Origin of the sequence: Citrobacter sp. Cpo126 (assembly GCF_030332445.1) — a bacterium.
Lineage (GTDB): Bacteria > Pseudomonadota > Gammaproteobacteria > Enterobacterales > Enterobacteriaceae > Citrobacter > Citrobacter portucalensis.
In genome coordinates, this window is record NZ_JAOWHT010000024.1 from 82,549 (window position 1) to 99,454 (window position 16,906).

General features: G+C 54.2%; 10 protein-coding genes. 2 read left to right on the forward strand and 8 right to left on the reverse strand.

The annotated features are described in order from the left end of the window. Positions 1–8: 8 nt before the first annotated feature. Positions 9–2,096: a 4-alpha-glucanotransferase gene (malQ, locus tag OGY17_RS03605; RefSeq protein WP_286606417.1), complete on the reverse strand. Its 2,088-nt coding sequence runs from the start codon at positions 2,094–2,096 to the stop codon at positions 9–11. 9 nt (positions 2,097–2,105) lie between these two features. Further along, on the reverse strand, positions 2,106–4,499 hold the full coding sequence (gene malP / locus OGY17_RS03610; RefSeq protein ID WP_286606419.1) for a maltodextrin phosphorylase: 2,394 nt from the start codon (positions 4,497–4,499) through the stop codon (positions 2,106–2,108). 618 nt (positions 4,500–5,117) lie between these two features. On the opposite strand from malP, the gene malT reads away from it, so the two are divergent. Next, the gene (malT, locus tag OGY17_RS03615) at positions 5,118–7,823 is read left to right on the forward strand and encodes an HTH-type transcriptional regulator MalT (protein WP_032945235.1); all 2,706 of its coding nucleotides are present in this window, start codon (positions 5,118–5,120) and stop codon (positions 7,821–7,823) included. A 41-nt stretch (positions 7,824–7,864) separates the two neighbouring features. Here the strand turns inward: malT and OGY17_RS03620 are convergent, their stop codons facing one another. The 3 genes from OGY17_RS03620 to glpE all read right to left on the reverse strand — a co-directional run bounded on the left by OGY17_RS03620 (position 7,865) and on the right by glpE (position 9,904). After that, positions 7,865–8,623 (reverse strand): DeoR/GlpR family transcriptional regulator, encoded by a 759-nt coding sequence (locus OGY17_RS03620; protein ID WP_003023499.1) that lies wholly within the window; start codon positions 8,621–8,623, stop codon positions 7,865–7,867. Between the two features lie 45 nt (positions 8,624–8,668). Next, positions 8,669–9,502: a rhomboid family intramembrane serine protease GlpG gene (gene glpG, locus OGY17_RS03625; RefSeq protein ID WP_008786341.1), complete on the reverse strand. Its 834-nt coding sequence runs from the start codon at positions 9,500–9,502 to the stop codon at positions 8,669–8,671. A gap of 75 nt (positions 9,503–9,577) precedes the next feature. After that, on the reverse strand, positions 9,578–9,904 hold the full coding sequence (gene glpE / locus OGY17_RS03630; protein WP_003827629.1) for a thiosulfate sulfurtransferase GlpE: 327 nt from the start codon (positions 9,902–9,904) through the stop codon (positions 9,578–9,580). A gap of 198 nt (positions 9,905–10,102) precedes the next feature. Here glpE and glpD point away from each other — a divergent pair, with 198 nt between their 5' ends. Continuing rightward, positions 10,103–11,611, forward strand: coding sequence for a glycerol-3-phosphate dehydrogenase (gene glpD, locus OGY17_RS03635; RefSeq protein WP_008786343.1), 1,509 nt, complete (start codon positions 10,103–10,105; stop codon positions 11,609–11,611). Positions 11,612–11,701: 90 nt separating this feature from the next. Here the strand turns inward: glpD and glgP are convergent, their stop codons facing one another. Genes glgP through glgC form a run of 3 tightly spaced genes read right to left on the reverse strand, consistent with a single transcriptional unit; the run spans position 11,702 to position 16,897 of the window. Then, a complete protein-coding gene (gene glgP, locus OGY17_RS03640; protein WP_003827624.1) occupies positions 11,702–14,149 on the reverse strand; it encodes a glycogen phosphorylase in 2,448 nt (815 codons plus the stop codon). 19 nt (positions 14,150–14,168) lie between these two features. Further along, the gene (gene glgA / locus OGY17_RS03645; RefSeq protein WP_008786345.1) at positions 14,169–15,602 is read right to left on the reverse strand and encodes a glycogen synthase GlgA; all 1,434 of its coding nucleotides are present in this window, start codon (positions 15,600–15,602) and stop codon (positions 14,169–14,171) included. Beyond that, positions 15,602–16,897 (reverse strand): glucose-1-phosphate adenylyltransferase, encoded by a 1,296-nt coding sequence (glgC, locus tag OGY17_RS03650; protein WP_003827621.1) that lies wholly within the window; start codon positions 16,895–16,897, stop codon positions 15,602–15,604. The genes glgA and glgC overlap by 1 nt, the downstream gene beginning before the upstream one ends. Between the last annotated feature and the right edge of the window lie 9 nt (positions 16,898–16,906).

A 16,906-nucleotide genomic window follows, 5' to 3' on the forward strand; every position in this document is an offset into this window, starting at 1 on the left:
CGGCTTTTTTACTTCTTCTTCGCGGCCGCTTTTCGCCGCTTATCCAAATCCTTAATCAGCTTATTCACGCCCTCATCGGCAAACATCTGCTCCAGCGTGGCGGTGAGCTTACGCCGCCAGTTTTTGTACTGGTCGCTGGTCCCCGGAATGTTGACCGGCTCAGCCATATCCAGCCAGTCTTCCGGTTGCAGGCCCAGCAACGCACTGTTGCTGTCAGCGATGTAGCGTTGCATGCCGCGATTCAGAATCGGCGTCATCGACATCAGGGACGCCTTGTGACCGGCACGTTTTGGCAGGCAGCCGTATTTATGCAGCGCGTCCAGCAGCCCTTGTTTCGCCAGTTCCCGGTCCTGATACAACCCGCGCAGCACGACTTCATCCGGATACAGGCCCAGTGCTTTACCTAGCGTCAGATCGCCGCTATCCCAATAACCTTTAAGCGTAGGAAGGTCATGCGTCGCCGCGACTGCCATTGATTGTTCCGGGTACGCTTTCGGCGCACGGAAGTTTTTCTCATGGTCATTCTCAAAATAAAGCACTTTGTAGGAGTAGACGCCGCTGTCACGCAGCTTGCTGACGATCTCCACCGGCACGGTACCCAGATCTTCACCAATCACCATGCAGTGGTGACGTTTACTTTCCAGCGCCAGAATTGAAAGCAAATCATCGACCGGATAATGCACGTAGGCACCGTGATCGGCAGTTTCACCGTAAGGGATCCACCACAGACGCAGCATCGACATGACATGGTCGATACGCAACGCGCCGCAATTCTGCATATTGGCGCGCAGCAGTTCGATAAACGGTTCGTAGGCGCGTGCCGTGATGATGTGCGGATCCATCGGCGGCAGTCCCCAGTTTTGCCCAAGCGGACCGAGAATATCCGGCGGCGCGCCAACTGAAGCTTTCAGGCAATACAACTCGCGGTCACACCAGGTTTCCGCCCCGCCTTCGGCCACGCCAACGGCCAGGTCGCGATACAGCCCTATCGGCATTGCAAAGCCCTGGCTGGTTTTCCAGCAGTCAGCAAACTGGGTATACGCCAGCCACTGTAACCACAGGAAGAAATCTACGTCATCACGATGTTCTTCGCAGAAGCGTTTTACCTCTGGCGAGTCCACTGACTGGAAAGCTTCTGACCACACCGGCCAGCCCCAGCGCAATGCGTCCTCTTTCACCTGATGCGCATGCAGCGCATCAAAGGCCGCCTGCCAGTAGAGGCTATCCCCTTCCTGAGCCACAAACTGGCGAAATGCCGCCATCTGCTCATCATCACGCGCAGAGAAGCTTTTCCACGCCATACGTAGCGCCGTCATCTTCAGTGCGGTAACAGCAGAATAATCAACCCACTCGGCATCGCGCGCGCGTTGCAGAGCTTGCTGAGTCGCGGGTTTCTTCCACCACGCCTGCGCCTCTTTACTCAGACGGAAATCATCTACGGCGTTTACATCAATATAAATAACGTTCAACCAGCGGCGTGACGACGGGCTGTACGGGCTGGCACTCTCCGGATTCGCCGGATACAGCGCGTGAATCGGATTAAGCCCGATAAACGCGCCGCCGCGTTGCGCCACATCCACCAGCATGGTGCGGAGATCGCCGAAGTCGCCAATCCCCCAGTTCTTTTCCGATCGCAAGGTGTAGAGCTGAACACATGCGCCCCACAGCTTCTGCCCGGCTAACAACGCCTGCGGTTCATAGCAGCGCTTTGGTGCCACGATGATACGACAATGGGAACGCAGCTCGCCCTGGGTCAGGGTCAACGTGTGATACCCCTCCGGCAGCTTCGCCGGAAGGTTAAAAGATTTACCGCCGACGGCATGCCCTTTGTGCTGCACGCCCTCTTCGGTGGTCAGCAGCCAGTTAAACTCTCCGTTTCCCTCAACCGCCAGCGGCATTTTCTTGCCAGCGGTATAGACCATGACATTCGGCACCGGGGTTACCGCCACCTGAGTGGCAGCGGTGGTGCGATGCATGGCGTCAAGCAAACGCCGTTTGGTTTCGGCGCCAATAGACTGCGGTTTACCGTGGGCATTAATGTAATTGGGGCTGATCCCCGCCGCCAGCGCGGCATTATCCAGACGTTTGCTTTCCATCGCGATTCCTTAACGTTTCGCCTGCCAGATACGAGCCTGATAATCGCGGATGGAGCGATCCGAGCTGAACATGCCGCAACGCGCGGTATTCAGAATCGCCGCCCGGGTCCAGGCGTCCTGGTCACGATACAACACGTCAACCTGCTTCTGAGCTTCAACGTAGGCCGCGAAGTCCGCCATCACCAGATACGGGTCGCCGCCCTGCTTGCCGATACTGTGCAGCATCTGGTCAAAGGCATGCTTGTCGCCATCGCTGTATTTCCCGCTTTCCAGCTCTTTCAGGACAGCATCCAGCACTTTGTCTTTTTTACGCCATTTCACCGGGTCGTAGCCTTTGGCTTTGAGCGCCTTCACCTCTTCCACGGTATGACCAAAGATAAAGATATTCTCGTCACCCACCTTCTCGGCGATTTCGACGTTTGCGCCATCCAGCGTACCTACGGTTAACGCACCGTTCAGCGCCAGCTTCATGTTACCGGTGCCGGAAGCCTCTTTCCCTGCGGTTGAAATCTGCTCAGAGATATCCGCCGCCGGGATCAGCATTTCCGCCGCCGAGACACAATAATCCGGCAGGAAGACGACCTTCAGTTTGTCACCCACTTGCGGGTCGTTATTGATGGTTTGCGCAACCTGGTTGATGGCGAAGATGATATTTTTCGCCAGGTAGTAACCCGGCGCGGCTTTTGCGCCAAACAGGAATACACGCGGCACGCGATCGGCCTGCGGGTTCTCACGAATTTCTTTGTACAACGCCAGAATATGCAGCAGATTGAGGTGCTGGCGCTTGTACTCATGAAGACGTTTAATCTGAATATCAAAGATAGCGTTAGTCGTTATTTCAATACCGGTGCGCGCTTTAATAAACTTCACCAGACGCTCTTTGTTCGCCAGCTTGATGTCACGATACTGCTGACGGAACTTCGCATCGTCCGCGTATTTTTCCAGATTGATCAGCTGATCGAGATCGTTAGCCCACTCTTTTTTCAGCGATTTATCCAGTAGTGCGGCAAGCGCCGGGTTGCATTGCTTAATCCAGCGACGCGGAGTAATCCCGTTAGTGACGTTATGGAATTTGTTCGGCCAGAGCTGGTGATATTCCGGGAACAGATCTTTCACCACCAGATCGGAGTGCAGCGCCGCCACGCCGTTGACCGCAAAACCGCTGACCACGCACATATTGGCCATACGCACCTGTTTATTGTGCACCACTGCCAGCTTCGCCCATACTTCAGCATCACCCGGCCAGGTTTTATCAACCAACGTCTTAAAGCGGTCGTTAATTTCTTTGATGATTTGCATGTGGCGCGGCAGGAGTGCTTTCACCAGTTTCTCATCCCAGCACTCTAACGCTTCCGGCATCAGGGTGTGGTTGGTGTAAGCGAAGGTCTTGCTGGTAATCGCCCACGCATCGTCCCAGCTCATCTGGTGCTCATCAATCAGCATGCGCAGCAGTTCAGGGATCGCGATAGTCGGGTGAGTATCGTTAAGTTGAATGACTTCGTAATCAGCCAGTTCGTGCAGCTTACGCCCTGCCAGATGATGGCGGCGCAGAATGTCGGCTACGGAGCAGGCGCACTGGAAGTACTGCTGCATCAGGCGCAGCTTTTTACCCGCGGTGTGGTTATCGTTCGGGTACAGCACTTTCGTCAGTTTTTCAGCGTCGATGCCCTGCTGCTCTGCGCGCAGGAAATCGCCGTCATTAAATTTGGTCAGGTTAAACGGGTGCGCATGGCTGGCCTGCCACAGACGCAGCGGTTGCGCTACGCCGTTACGGTAACCAAGAACCGGCAGATCCCAGGCCTGGCCGGTGATAGTAAACCCTGGCTCCCAGTGCCCTTCTTTGGTGACCTTGCCGCCAATCCCAACCTGCACATCCAGCGCCTCGTTGTGACGGAACCACGGGTAGCTGCCACGATGCCAGTCATCCGGGGCTTCCATCTGTTGGCCATCGGCAAATGACTGACGGAACAGGCCGTACTGGTAGTTGAGACCGTAGCCCGTCGCCGACTGGCCGACTGTCGCCATCGAATCAAGGAAGCAGGCCGCCAGGCGTCCCAATCCACCGTTACCCAACGCCGGATCGATCTCTTCTTCCAGCAGATCAGTCAGGTTGACGTCATGCGCTTTCAGCTCATCGCTCACCGCCTGATACCAGCCGAGGTTGAGTAAATTGTTGCCGGTCAGGCGACCAATCAAAAACTCCATTGAGATGTAGTTAACGTGACGCTGATTTTTTGCCGGTTTCGCCGCAGGCTGGGCGCTGAGTAACTCAGCCAACGCCCCACTCACTGCCTGCCACCACTGGCGCGACGTCATTTCTTGAGCCGACAGTAAACCGAAGCGCTGCCACTGACGCGTCAGGGCAGCCTGAAATTGATCTTTGTTGAAAGTAGGCTGTGACATAGGGGTTCCAGATCCTTAGGTAATAAAACAACGTTATCGCTAGTTTGCCTGGCTCGTTGTTGACATTCCTCATCCTGGCACGGATTAGGGAGGGAGGAGGAGCGGGGATGAGCATAAAAGTGTGATCGTCACCACTTAAAGGGGAGGTAATTGCCCGTAAATTCGCGCAAACCCCGCATAACGCTCTTCGGATGACGCATTAGTAACAAAGGATTAATCGACAATATCAAATAGCGATATGACGATGAGAAACAATGTGTAAATAGGGAAATAGTTTCTAACCTGAAATATCTGTGCCGGATAAGATAGTTCACATAAAACTTTTAAGTCGGCCACAAAATTCGGTGATATTCATTAGCTATTTGAGTAACCATATAAAAAGAGAGGGATTTTTCAACACAATTAAAATAACGACGGATCCAGTCGCCACGCCTGTTGCGACTCTTTAAAGCATTTATTGCAATAGATGTATAGATTTGTGACATAGTGCAAAATCAGACACACAAAAAGTCCGCTTAGCTTGCATAAAACACCAATCTGGCCGACCTTATATCTATTAATTACGAAGCGCAAAAAAAATCATTCTTCCCTATTTTCACACAGTGAAGTGACTAACTTATGTTGATTCCGTCTAAATTAAGTCGTCCGGTTCGACTCGACCATACGGTGGTTCGTGAGCGCCTGTTGGCTAAACTTTCCGGCGCGAACAATTTCAGGCTTGCCCTGATAACAAGTCCTGCTGGTTATGGAAAAACGACGCTGGTTTCACAATGGGCGGCAGGGAAAAATGATTTAGGCTGGTATTCTCTGGATGAGGGCGATAATCAGCAAGAGCGCTTTGCCAGTTATCTGATCGCCGCTATCCAACAGGCAACAGGTGGACACTGCACCACCAGTGAAGCAATGGTGCAAAAACGTCAGTACGCCAGCCTGACGTCACTGTTTGCCCAGCTATTTATCGAACTGGCCGAGTGGCACCGCCCGCTCTACCTGGTAGTAGATGATTATCATCTGATCTCTAATCCGGCCATTCACGAAGCGATGCGTTTCTTCCTGCGTCATCAGCCTGAGAACCTCACGCTGGTCGTGCTGTCGCGCAACCTGCCGCAGTTGGGTATTGCCAACCTGCGGGTGCGCGATCAACTGCTGGAGATAGGCAGCCAACAGTTAGCCTTTAACCATCAGGAAGCCAAACAATTTTTCGACCGACGTTTGTCCTCCCCCATCGAAGCGGCTGAAAGCAGCCGAATGTGCGATGACGTTGCTGGCTGGGCCACAGCATTACAACTGATCGCCCTTTCCGCCCGCCAGAACAATAACTCCGCTCACCAGTCGGCACGTCGCCTCGCCGGGATCAACGCCAGCCATTTGTCCGATTATCTGGTTGATGAAGTGCTGGACAGCGTTGACCTCGGCACCCGTCACTTCCTGCTGAAAAGCGCCATTCTGCGTTCCATGAACGATGCGCTAATCGTCCGCGTTACCGGGGAAGAAAACGGCCAGATGCGGCTGGAAGAAATTGAGCGCCAGGGGTTATTCCTGCAGCGAATGGATGACGTTGGCGAGTGGTTCAGCTATCACCCGCTGTTTGGCAGCTTTTTACGCCAGCGCTGCCAATGGGAGCTGGCGAACGAACTGCCCGAAATACACCGCGCCGCAGCTGAAAGCTGGATGGCGCAAGGCTTCCCCAGCGAAGCTATCCACCACGCGCTGGCGGCCGGCGACGCCCATATGCTACGCGATATCCTGCTTAATCATGCGTGGGGACTGTTTAACCATAGCGAGCTGACGTTACTGGAAGAGTCGCTGAAAGCCCTGCCGTGGGAAAGCCTGCTGGAAAATCCGCGTCTGGTTCTGTTGCAAGCCTGGCTGATGCAAAGCCAGCACCGCTACGGAGAGGTTAACACCTTGCTGGCGCGCGCAGAGCAGGAAATGAAAGGCGACATGGAGCCGACACTGCACGCCGAATTCAACGCTTTACGGGCGCAGGTAGCGATTAACGACGGCAACCCTGACGAAGCCGAACGCCTGGCGAAACTGGCGCTGGATGAGTTACCCATCGCCTGGTTCTATAGCCGGATCGTCGCTACCTCGGTGCACGGCGAAGTCCTGCACTGTAAGGGCGATCTCACGCGCTCTCTGGCGTTAATGCAGCAAACCGAGCAAATGGCGCGTCATCATGACGTCTGGCATTACGCGCTGTGGAGCCTTATCCAGCAAAGCGAAATTTTGTTTGCCCAGGGCTTTTTACAGGCCGCCTGGGAAACTCAGGAAAAAGCGTTCCAGCTGATCAAAGAACAGCACCTGGAACAGCTGCCGATGCACGAATTCCTGGTACGTATTCGCGCGCAGCTACTGTGGGCATGGGCGCGTCTGGATGAATCAGAAGCTTCTGCCCGTAGCGGTATTGAACTGCTTTCCACTTTCCAGCCGCAGCAACAGCTACAGTGTCTGGCGTTGCTGGTTCAGTGTTCACTGGCACGGGGCGATCTCGATAACGCTCGCAGCCTGCTCAACCGTCTGGAAAACCTGTTGGGCAACGGTCACTATCACAGCGACTGGATCTCCAACGCCGATAAGGTGCGGGTGATTTACTGGCAAATGGTGGGCGACAAAAACTCGGCCGCCAACTGGCTGCGCCACACGCCGAAACCAGAATTCGCCAATAACCACTTCCTGCAAAGCCAGTGGCGCAACATCGCTCGTGCACAAATCCTGCTCGGCGAGTTTGAACCGGCTGAGATTGTGCTGGAAGAGTTGAATGAAAATGCGCGCAACCTGCGCCTGATGAGCGATCTGAACCGCAACCTGTTGCTGCTTAATCAGCTCTACTGGCAGGCAGGGCGCAAAAATGACGCCCAGCGTGTGTTACTCGACGCCCTACAGCTGGCGAACCGTACCGGGTTTATCAGCCACTTTGTTATCGAAGGCGAGGCCATGGCGCAACAACTGCGTCAGCTGATTCAGCTCAATACCTTACCGGAACTCGATCAGCACCGCGCCCAGCGCATTTTGCGTGAGATTAACCAGCACCACCGCCATAAATTCGCCCACTTCGATGAAGGATTCGTTGAGCGTCTGCTTACTCACCCGGAAGTGCCGGAGCTTATCCGCACCAGCCCGCTGACCCAGCGCGAATGGCAGGTTCTGGGACTGATTTATTCAGGCTACAGCAACGAGCAGATCGCCGGTGAGCTGGCCGTCGCGGCAACGACCATCAAGACGCACATCCGCAATTTGTACCAAAAGCTCGGCGTCGCACATCGCCAGGATGCGGTGCAACATGCGCAGAAGTTGCTGAAGATGATGGGGTACGGCGTTTAGTTAATGCCTGATACGCAACGCTTATCAGGCCTGGAATTACCTTAGCACAGCTCTAACTGGATATGATGGTCAGCAATCACCTGCATCACACCAGCAGGCGGCAGCGTGTCGGTATACACCGCATCCACCATGCTGATGCTGCCCATATTCACCATCGCGTTACGCCCAAACTTCGAGTGGTCCACCACCAGCATCACATGCCGTGAATTCTCAATGATCGCGCGTTTGGTACGAACTTCGTGATAATCAAACTCCAGCAGAGAACCATCGCTGTCGATGCCGCTGATCCCTAAGATGCCGAAGTCCAGACGGAACTGGGAAATAAAGTCGAGGGTCGCTTCGCCCATAATACCGCCATCGCGGCTACGCAGTTCACCACCGGCGAGGATTATGCGGAAATCCTCTTTCGCCATCAGCGTGTTCGCCACATTGAGGTTGTTGGTCACAATGCGTAAATTACTGTGATTAAGCAGCGCGTGAGCCACCGCTTCCGGCGTGGTTCCGATATCAATAAACAGCGTTGAGCCGTTCGGGATTTGCGTGGCAACTTTGCGGGCAATGCGCTCTTTTTCCGCCGTCTGCGTCGCTTTACGGTCATGCCACGGGGTGTTGACCGAGCTGGATGGCAGCGCCGCGCCGCCGTGATGGCGCAAAATCATGTTCTGATCGGCCAGATCGTTAAGATCGCGGCGAATCGTCTGCGGGCTGACGGAGAAATGCTCCACCAGCTCTTCAGTACTGACGTATCCCTGTTTTTTTACCAGCTCGATGATCGCGTCATGTCGTTGTGTTTGCTTCATTAGTGTTCCCTGAAATTTTGCCGGATGCGCTAACGCTTATCCGGCCTACAAAGTTCGTTTCCGCACATTCATCGTATCGGCAAACGCCATTGCCAGACCCACGGCCAATCCGGCGACATGAGCGCCATTCGCCATCGACATGCCGAATAGATCAAACCAGCCGGCAACAATCCAGATCAAAGCAAAGATAATCAAACCACGCTGCAGGAAAATACCGCTTTGCGGATCGCGCTCGCCGCGCAACCACACGTAGCCCATCAGCGCATATACCACGCCAGACAGTCCACCAAACCACGGGCCGCTAAATTTCTGCTGAACATAGCCGCTCAACAGGGCGCTGATCACGGTAATTACAATCAGTTTTCCACTGCCCAGACGCTTTTCAACCGCACCGCCGAGATACCACCACCACAACAGGTTGAACAGAATATGCATCAGCGAGAAGTGCATAAAAGCGTGGGTGAAATAACGCCAGAATTCAAATTTCAGCGAAGGGTCAAACGGCCATGCCAGCCAAAGCATCACCGCCTGGTCGCCCAGCACGTTCATCGCGATAAACACCAGCACACACGCGGCCATTACCAACCAGGTTACCGGGCCTGCGCGTTCGCGCAATGTGGCCAGGAACGGATAACGCTGGTAGTGCAGACCGCTGTCGGTCTGACCCGACTGCCAGCTTGCCGCTAGGTAGCGCGGATCGCCCGGATTCTCCAGAAATCGCGCCAGTTCAGCATGCACGCGCTCGGCCTGGGACTCATCCGCCAGCCAGACATCCGTTTGCTGATGTTGTTGAATCGTCAGGATAACGCCCTGTGTCGCCATATAATCAACAAATGCCTGCGCCACGCGGGGGTTAGCAAAAGAGGTAATCATCAACATGGTTGCTGTCGCTTATTCCACACAAAAGAGGACAGTATATATATCCTACCCGTTTCAGGCTGCATCTTTGTTAGCTTACGAACCGTATGCCACTTCTGCCGGAAAATGTCGATGCCAGGCGTCGAAGCCGCCGTCAACGCTGTAAACCGCGTCATAACCCTGCTGAAGAAGATATTGCGCCGCACCTTTACTGCTGTTGCCGTGATAACACATCACCAACACGGCGGTGTCGAAATCATGCTCGCGCATAAATGACCCCAGCGTGTCGTTCGTCAGATGAAACGCCTGCGGGGCATGACCCATGGCATAGCTTTGCGGATCACGGATATCCACTAACACCGCGCTCCCCTGATGCAGCTTCTGATGCGCTTCTTCGACATTAATACATTCAAACTGATCCATTGCTCTCTCTTCTTTATATGGCAGGTGACGCTTTTCAGACATGTTACTGCTTAGTGTACGTCCCGACGGCAGTTAAACGCCATAATGTTATATGTATCACTGTAAATTGTTTATCCGATGTTACCAATGGCGCGATTCTTTGCTATTATGCTCGATAACGAACATTAATGAGCTATAACGAAAGTGCGAGAGGCCAGCATGGAAACCAAAGATCTGATTGTGATAGGTGGAGGCATCAACGGTGCCGGTATCGCGGCAGATGCCGCTGGACGCGGTTTATCCGTGCTGATGCTGGAAGCGCAGGATTTAGCCTGCGCCACCTCTTCCGCTAGCTCCAAACTCATCCACGGTGGCCTGCGCTACCTGGAACACTACGAATTTCGTCTGGTAAGCGAAGCGCTGGCCGAACGTGAAGTGCTGTTGAAAATGGCACCGCATATCGCCTTCCCGATGCGCTTTCGTCTGCCCCACCGCCCGCATCTGCGTCCGGCGTGGATGATCCGCATTGGTTTGTTTATGTACGATCATCTGGGCAAACGCACTAGTTTGCCAAGTTCTACCGGTTTGCGTTTTGGCGCAGATTCCGTAATGAAACCTGAGATTGTGCGCGGTTTCGAATATTCTGACTGCTGGGTAGACGATGCGCGACTGGTTTTGGCAAACGCCCAAATGGTTGTACGTAAAGGCGGAGAAGTATTAACCCGCACTCGCGCCACTTCTGCTCGCCGTGAAAATGGTTTGTGGATTGTTGAAGCTGAAGATATCGATACCGGCAAAAAATACACCTGGCAGGCGCGTGGCCTGGTCAACGCCACCGGTCCGTGGGTGAAAGAGTTCTTCGACGACGGTATGCACCTGCCATCACCGTACGGCATTCGCCTGATTAAAGGCAGCCACATCGTAGTGCCGCGCGTACATACCCAGAAGCAAGCTTATATTCTGCAAAACGAAGATAAGCGTATCGTGTTTGTTATCCCATGGATGGACGAATTCTCGATCATCGGGACGACAGACGTTGAATACAAAGGCGATCCGAAAGCAGTGAAAATTGATGAAAGCGAAATCAATTACCTGCTGAAGGTCTACAACGCGCACTTTAAGAAACAGCTGGGCCGTGATGATATCGTCTGGACTTACTCGGGCGTGCGTCCGCTGTGCGATGACGAGTCTGACTCACCGCAGGCGATCACCCGTGATTACACGCTGGATATCCACGACGAAAACGGCAAAGCGCCGTTGCTGTCGGTCTTTGGCGGTAAGCTGACCACCTATCGTAAGCTGGCTGAGCACGCGATGGAAAAACTGGCATCGTACTACCAAGGAATTGGTCCGGCATGGACGAAAGAGTGCATTCTGCCTGGCGGTGACATTGGCGGCGATCGCGAAGATTACGCGGCCAAACTGCGCCGTCGCTACCCGTTCCTGACCGAGTCGCTGGCACGCCATTATTCTCGCACCTACGGCAGCAACACCGAATGGGTTATCGGCGAAGCCACCTCGCTTGCCGAGTTAGGTGAAGACTTTGGCCATGAGTTTTATGAGGCCGAACTGAAATATCTGGTCGATCATGAATGGGTTCGTCGTGCGGAAGATGCGTTGTGGCGTCGCACGAAAGAAGGTATGTGGCTGAACGCTGAGCAGCAGTCGCGTATGACCCAGTGGCTGGCGGAGTACATTGAAAAACACCAGCTGTCGCTGGCGTCCTGATAAAAATGCCGGATGCGGCTAGCGCCTTATCCGGCCTACAAGAGTGCATAAACGTAGGCCGGGCAAGCGAAGCGCCCCCGGCATCGTGTGTTACAACCGCACCGAATCGATATGCCAGATGTTTTCGGCGTACTCTTTGATCGTCCTGTCCGACGAGAAGTACCCCATGTTGGCAATATTAATCATCGACTTGGTGGTCCACTCTTCCGGGTGACGATACAGTTCATCAACCTTATCCTGGCAATCAACGTAGCTGCGATAATCCGCCAGGACCTGATAGTGGTCGCCAAAGTTAATCAGCGAATCCACCAGGTCGCGATAGCGTCCCGGCTCCTCAGGGCTGAATACGCCGCTGCCGATCTGCGTCAGCACCTGGTGCAGCTCTTCGTCTTTCTCGTAATACTCACGCGGCTTGTAGCCCTGGCTGCGTAAAGCCTCTACCTCTTCCGCCGTATTACCAAAGATAAAGATATTTTCTGCGCCCACATGCTCCAGCATCTCAACGTTAGCGCCGTCCAGCGTACCGATGGTCAGCGCACCGTTAAGAGCAAATTTCATATTACTGGTACCGGAGGCTTCGGTCCCGGCCAGAGAAATCTGTTCAGAAAGGTCGGCAGCTGGAATAATCACCTGCGCCAGGCTGACGCTGTAGTTGGGGATAAACACCACTTTCAGCTTGTCGCCAATTTGCGGATCGTTGTTGATCACTTTCGCGACGTCGTTGATCAGGTGAATGATGTGTTTCGCCATGTAATAAGCAGAAGCCGCTTTACCGGCGAAGATATTCACACGCGGCACCCACTCAGCATCAGGATCGGCCTTAATGCGATTGTAGCGGGTGATCACATGCAGCACGTTCATCAACTGGCGTTTGTATTCGTGAATACGCTTGATCTGCACATCAAACAGCGATTTCGGGTTCACCACCACGTTCAGCTGCTGGGCGATGAGCGTGGCCAGACGCTTTTTATTCTCCAGCTTCGCGCGGCGCACAGCCTGATTTACCAGTGGGTAATCGCAATGCTGCTCAAGCTCGCTGAGCTGGCTGAGATCGGTTCGCCAGGTGCGGCCAATATTCTCATCCAGCACTTCAGAGAGCGACGGGTTAGCCAGCGCCAGCCAGCGGCGCGGCGTCACGCCGTTGGTAACGTTGCAGAAGCGAGTCGGGAAAATCTTCGCAAAATCAGCAAACAGCGACTGCACCATCAGGTTGGAGTGCAGCTCGGAAACGCCGTTAACCTTGTGGCTCACCACCACCGCCAGCCATGCCATACGCACACGACGGCCGTTAGATTCATCGATAATCGACGTCCGCCCCAGCAGAGCAGTATCGTTTGGATACTGTTCCTGTAACGTCTTCAGGAAGTAGTCGTTGATTTCAAAGATGATTTGCAGATGGCGCGGCAAAATTTTGCCCAGCATATCGACGGGCCAGGTCTCCAGCGCTTCGCTCATCAAAGTGTGGTTGGTATACGAGAAGACCTGACAGCAGACCTCAAACGCATCATCCCAGCTGAACTTATGCTCATCGATCAGCAAACGCATTAGCTCAGGGATCGACAGCACCGGATGGGTGTCGTTGAGGTGAATGGCGATTTTATCCGCCAGGTTGTCGTAGGTTTTGTGCAGCTGGTAATGACGGCTCAGAATGTCCTGCACCGTGGAGGAGACTAGGAAATACTCCTGGCGCAACCGCAGTTCGCGTCCTGAATAGGTGGAGTCGTCCGGGTACAGTACGCGGGAGACGTTCTCGGAGTGGTTTTTATCTTCCACCGCCGCAAAGTAGTCGCCCTGGTTAAATTTACCGAGATTAATCTCGCTACTGGCCTGGGCATTCCACAGGCGCAGCGTGTTGGTGGCGTCGGTGTCGTAGCCGGGGATAATCTGGTCGTAGGCGACCGCGAGGATCTCTTCGGTTTCTATCCAGCGCGTTTTCTTGCCTTCCTGCTGAATGCGACCGCCAAAACGCACTTTGTAGCGCGTGTTGTGGCGTTTGAATTCCCACGGGTTACCGTATTCCAGCCAGTAGTCCGGCGACTCTTTCTGGCGGCCATCAACAATGTTCTGCTTGAACATACCGTAGTCATAACGAATACCGTAACCGCGTCCCGGCAGGCCCAGCGTTGCCAGTGAGTCCAGAAAGCAGGCCGCCAGGCGCCCGAGACCGCCATTGCCAAGACCTGGGTCGTTTTCTTCGTCGATCAGATCTTCAAGATCCAACCCCATACCTTCCAGCGCATTTTTGACATCGTCATAAATACCCAGCGATAACAGTGCATTGGAAAGCGTGCGGCCAATCAGAAACTCCATAGACAGGTAATAGACCTGACGAGTTTCCTGAGATAATTGCGCACGGTTAGAACGCAGCCAGCGCTCCACGAGACGGTCGCGCACCGCGAACAACGTGGCGTTCAGCCACTCATGTTTATTGGCAATGACCGGGTCCTTACCAATCGTGAACATCAGCTTATAGGCAATAGAATGCTTAAGTGCCTCTACGCTGAGTGTGGGCGATGCATAAGTAAATGGAGCATTCATATAGGTGATTCCTGGATATCTATTTCAAGCGATAGTAAAGCTCACGGTATGACTTCGCCGCGACTTGCCAGCTAAAATCCATGGTCATGGCCTGACGTTGTACAAACCGCCAAAGCGAAGGCCGGGACCACAATACGAAAGCACGCCGGATCGCGCGTAACAGCGACCAGGCATTACTATCTTCAAATACAAACCCACTGGCGATACCGTCCGCCAGGTTTTCCAGCGAACTGTCAGAGACTGTATCAGCCAGCCCACCGGTGCGCCGCACCAGCGGCAGCGTGCCGTACTTCAGTCCATACAACTGCGTTAAGCCACACGGCTCAAAACGGCTGGGAACCAATATCACATCGGCCCCACCCATGATGCGGTGCGAGAAGGCTTCGTGATAGCCGATCTGCACACCCACCTGTCCTGGATGTTCCGCCGCTGCGGCGAGGAATCCTTCCTGTAATACCGGATCGCCCGCGCCTAGCAATGCCAGCTGTCCACCCTGCTCTAACAACCCCGGCAGCGCTTCCAGCACCAGATCCAGCCCTTTTTGACTGGTCAGACGGCTCACCACAGCAAACAGCGGTACTTTATCGTTGACCTTAAGTCCCATCGCTATCTGAAGCTGACGTTTGTTTTCTGCCTTCTCCTCCAGCGTGTCGCGCGTATATCGCGATGCCAGCAGGAGATCGGTTTCCGGGCTCCAGATTTTTTCATCAACGCCGTTCAGCACGCCGGAAAGACGGCCTTCACGATGACGCTGCTGCAACAGACCTTCCATCCCGTAGGCAAACTGCGGCTCGGTAATTTCCCGCGCGTAGGTCGGACTGACCGCCGTAATGTGGTCGGCGTAGTACAACCCTGCCTTCAGAAACGAAATCTGCCCGTTAAACTCCAGTCCGTGCACATTAAAGAACGACCATGGCAATTGGATGTCATCCATATGCTTTGCATAAAACATGCCTTGATACGCCAGATTGTGGACGGTGAACACCGATTTCGCCGGATGGCCGCGCGCCGCCAGATACGCCGGAGCCAGACCCGCATGCCAGTCGTGCGCATGCACCACATCCGGGCGCCAGAATGGGTCAAGGCCACAGGCCATTTCACAGCCAACCCAGCCCAGCAATGCAAAACGCTGCACGTTATCGGTATACGCATACAGGTTAGTGTCGTGATACGGGCTACCGGGGCGGTCATAGAGATGCGGCGCGTCAATCAGGTAAATACCCACGCCGTTGAAATGCCCGAACAGCAGCGTGATACGTCCGGCGAAGGTATCCCGACGCGTCACTACCTGCGCATCGGGAATGCCGCGACGAATATCAGGAAACGCCGGGAGCAGCACGCGGGCATCCACGCCGTCCGCTATTTGCGCTGCGGGTAACGCCCCAATAACATCCGCCAGTCCCCCGGTTTTTAACAGGGGGAACATCTCTGAACAAACGTGTAAAACCTGCATTATCGCTCCTGTTTGATCTGCAGTTTGCGTAGCATTTCACGCGTGACCAGCACAATACCTTCCTCTGAACGGTAGAAACGACGCGCATCTTCTTCCGCGTTTTCACCAATCACCATGCCTTCGGGAATAACGCAGGCGCGGTCGATAATGCAACGACGTAAGCGGCACGAACGTCCCACCCACACTTCAGGTAACAACACTGCCGAATCAATGTTACAGAATGAATTCACCCGCACTCGCGGGAACAGAACGGACTGCACCACCACCGAACCTGAAATTATGCATCCGCCAGAAACCAGCGAGTTCAGCGTCATTCCGTGGCTGCCGGAACGGTCCTGAACAAATTTCGCCGGTGGCAGCGATTCCATGTGCGTACGGATTGGCCAGTCCTGGTCGTACATGTCCAGTTCAGGCGTCACCGAAGCCAGATCGAGGTTCGCCTTCCAGTAGGCTTCCAGCGTACCCACGTCACGCCAGTACGGCTCGGATTCCGGGTCAGACTGCACGCAGGACAACGGGAATGGATGTGCATACGCCATGCCAGCTTCGGTGATTTTCGGGATAATGTCTTTACCGAAATCGTGACTGGAGTTTTCATCGAGGTCATCTTCCGCCAGCAATTCATATAGATAATCGGCGTTGAAAACGTAGATCCCCATACTGGCAAGAGATTTGGTCGGGTCACCTGGCATAGCTGGCGGGTTGGCGGGTTTTTCAACGAACTCGATAATTTTATCGGTGTCGTCCACGTCCATTACGCCAAACGCGCTGGCCTCTTCAATAGGCACTGGCATACAGGCCACGGTGCAACGCGCGCCTTTCTCGACGTGGTCGATCAGCATGCGTGAGTAGTCCTGCTTGTAGATATGATCGCCCGCGAGGATCACCACATATTCCGCTTTATAGCGTCGAATGATGTCCAGGTTTTGGGTCACCGCATCCGCCGTACCGCGATACCAGTTTTCACCCTGCATTCTCTGCTGGGCAGGCAGCAGATCGACAAACTCGTTCATCTCTTCGCTAAAGAACGACCAGCCGCGCTGAATATGCTGCACCAGCGTGTGGGACTGGTACTGGGTGATCACGCCAATTCGGCGGATCCCGGAGTTAATACAGTTGGATAAGGCAAAATCGATAATGCGGAACTTACCGCCAAAGTGCACAGCAGGTTTGGCACGTTTGTTGGTTAAATCTTTTAAGCGGGTACCGCGGCCACCGGCCAGGATCAGGGCAACAGATTTTAATGGCAGCTGGCGCGCCAACATTACACGATCGTTCTTCTCTAAACTCACCATGACTAACTC

What these genes read in the sequence shown, in the direction of transcription:
- glpE (WP_003827629.1), bottom strand. Translation starts at nt 9,904, where the DNA reads ATGGATCAGTTTGAATGTATTAATGTCGAAGAAGCGCATCAGAAGCTG.
- glpG (WP_008786341.1), bottom strand. Translation starts at nt 9,502, where the DNA reads ATGTTGATGATTACCTCTTTTGCTAACCCCCGCGTGGCGCAGGCATTT.
- malP (WP_286606419.1), bottom strand. Translation starts at nt 4,499, where the DNA reads ATGTCACAGCCTACTTTCAACAAAGATCAATTTCAGGCTGCCCTGACG.
- glgC (WP_003827621.1), bottom strand. Translation starts at nt 16,897, where the DNA reads ATGGTGAGTTTAGAGAAGAACGATCGTGTAATGTTGGCGCGCCAGCTG.
- malT (WP_032945235.1), top strand. Translation starts at nt 5,118, where the DNA reads ATGTTGATTCCGTCTAAATTAAGTCGTCCGGTTCGACTCGACCATACG.
- OGY17_RS03620 (WP_003023499.1), bottom strand. Translation starts at nt 8,623, where the DNA reads ATGAAGCAAACACAACGACATGACGCGATCATCGAGCTGGTAAAAAAA.
- malQ (WP_286606417.1), bottom strand. Translation starts at nt 2,096, where the DNA reads ATGGAAAGCAAACGTCTGGATAATGCCGCGCTGGCGGCGGGGATCAGC.
- glpD (WP_008786343.1), top strand. Translation starts at nt 10,103, where the DNA reads ATGGAAACCAAAGATCTGATTGTGATAGGTGGAGGCATCAACGGTGCC.
- glgP (WP_003827624.1), bottom strand. Translation starts at nt 14,149, where the DNA reads ATGAATGCTCCATTTACTTATGCATCGCCCACACTCAGCGTAGAGGCA.
- glgA (WP_008786345.1), bottom strand. Translation starts at nt 15,602, where the DNA reads ATGCAGGTTTTACACGTTTGTTCAGAGATGTTCCCCCTGTTAAAAACC.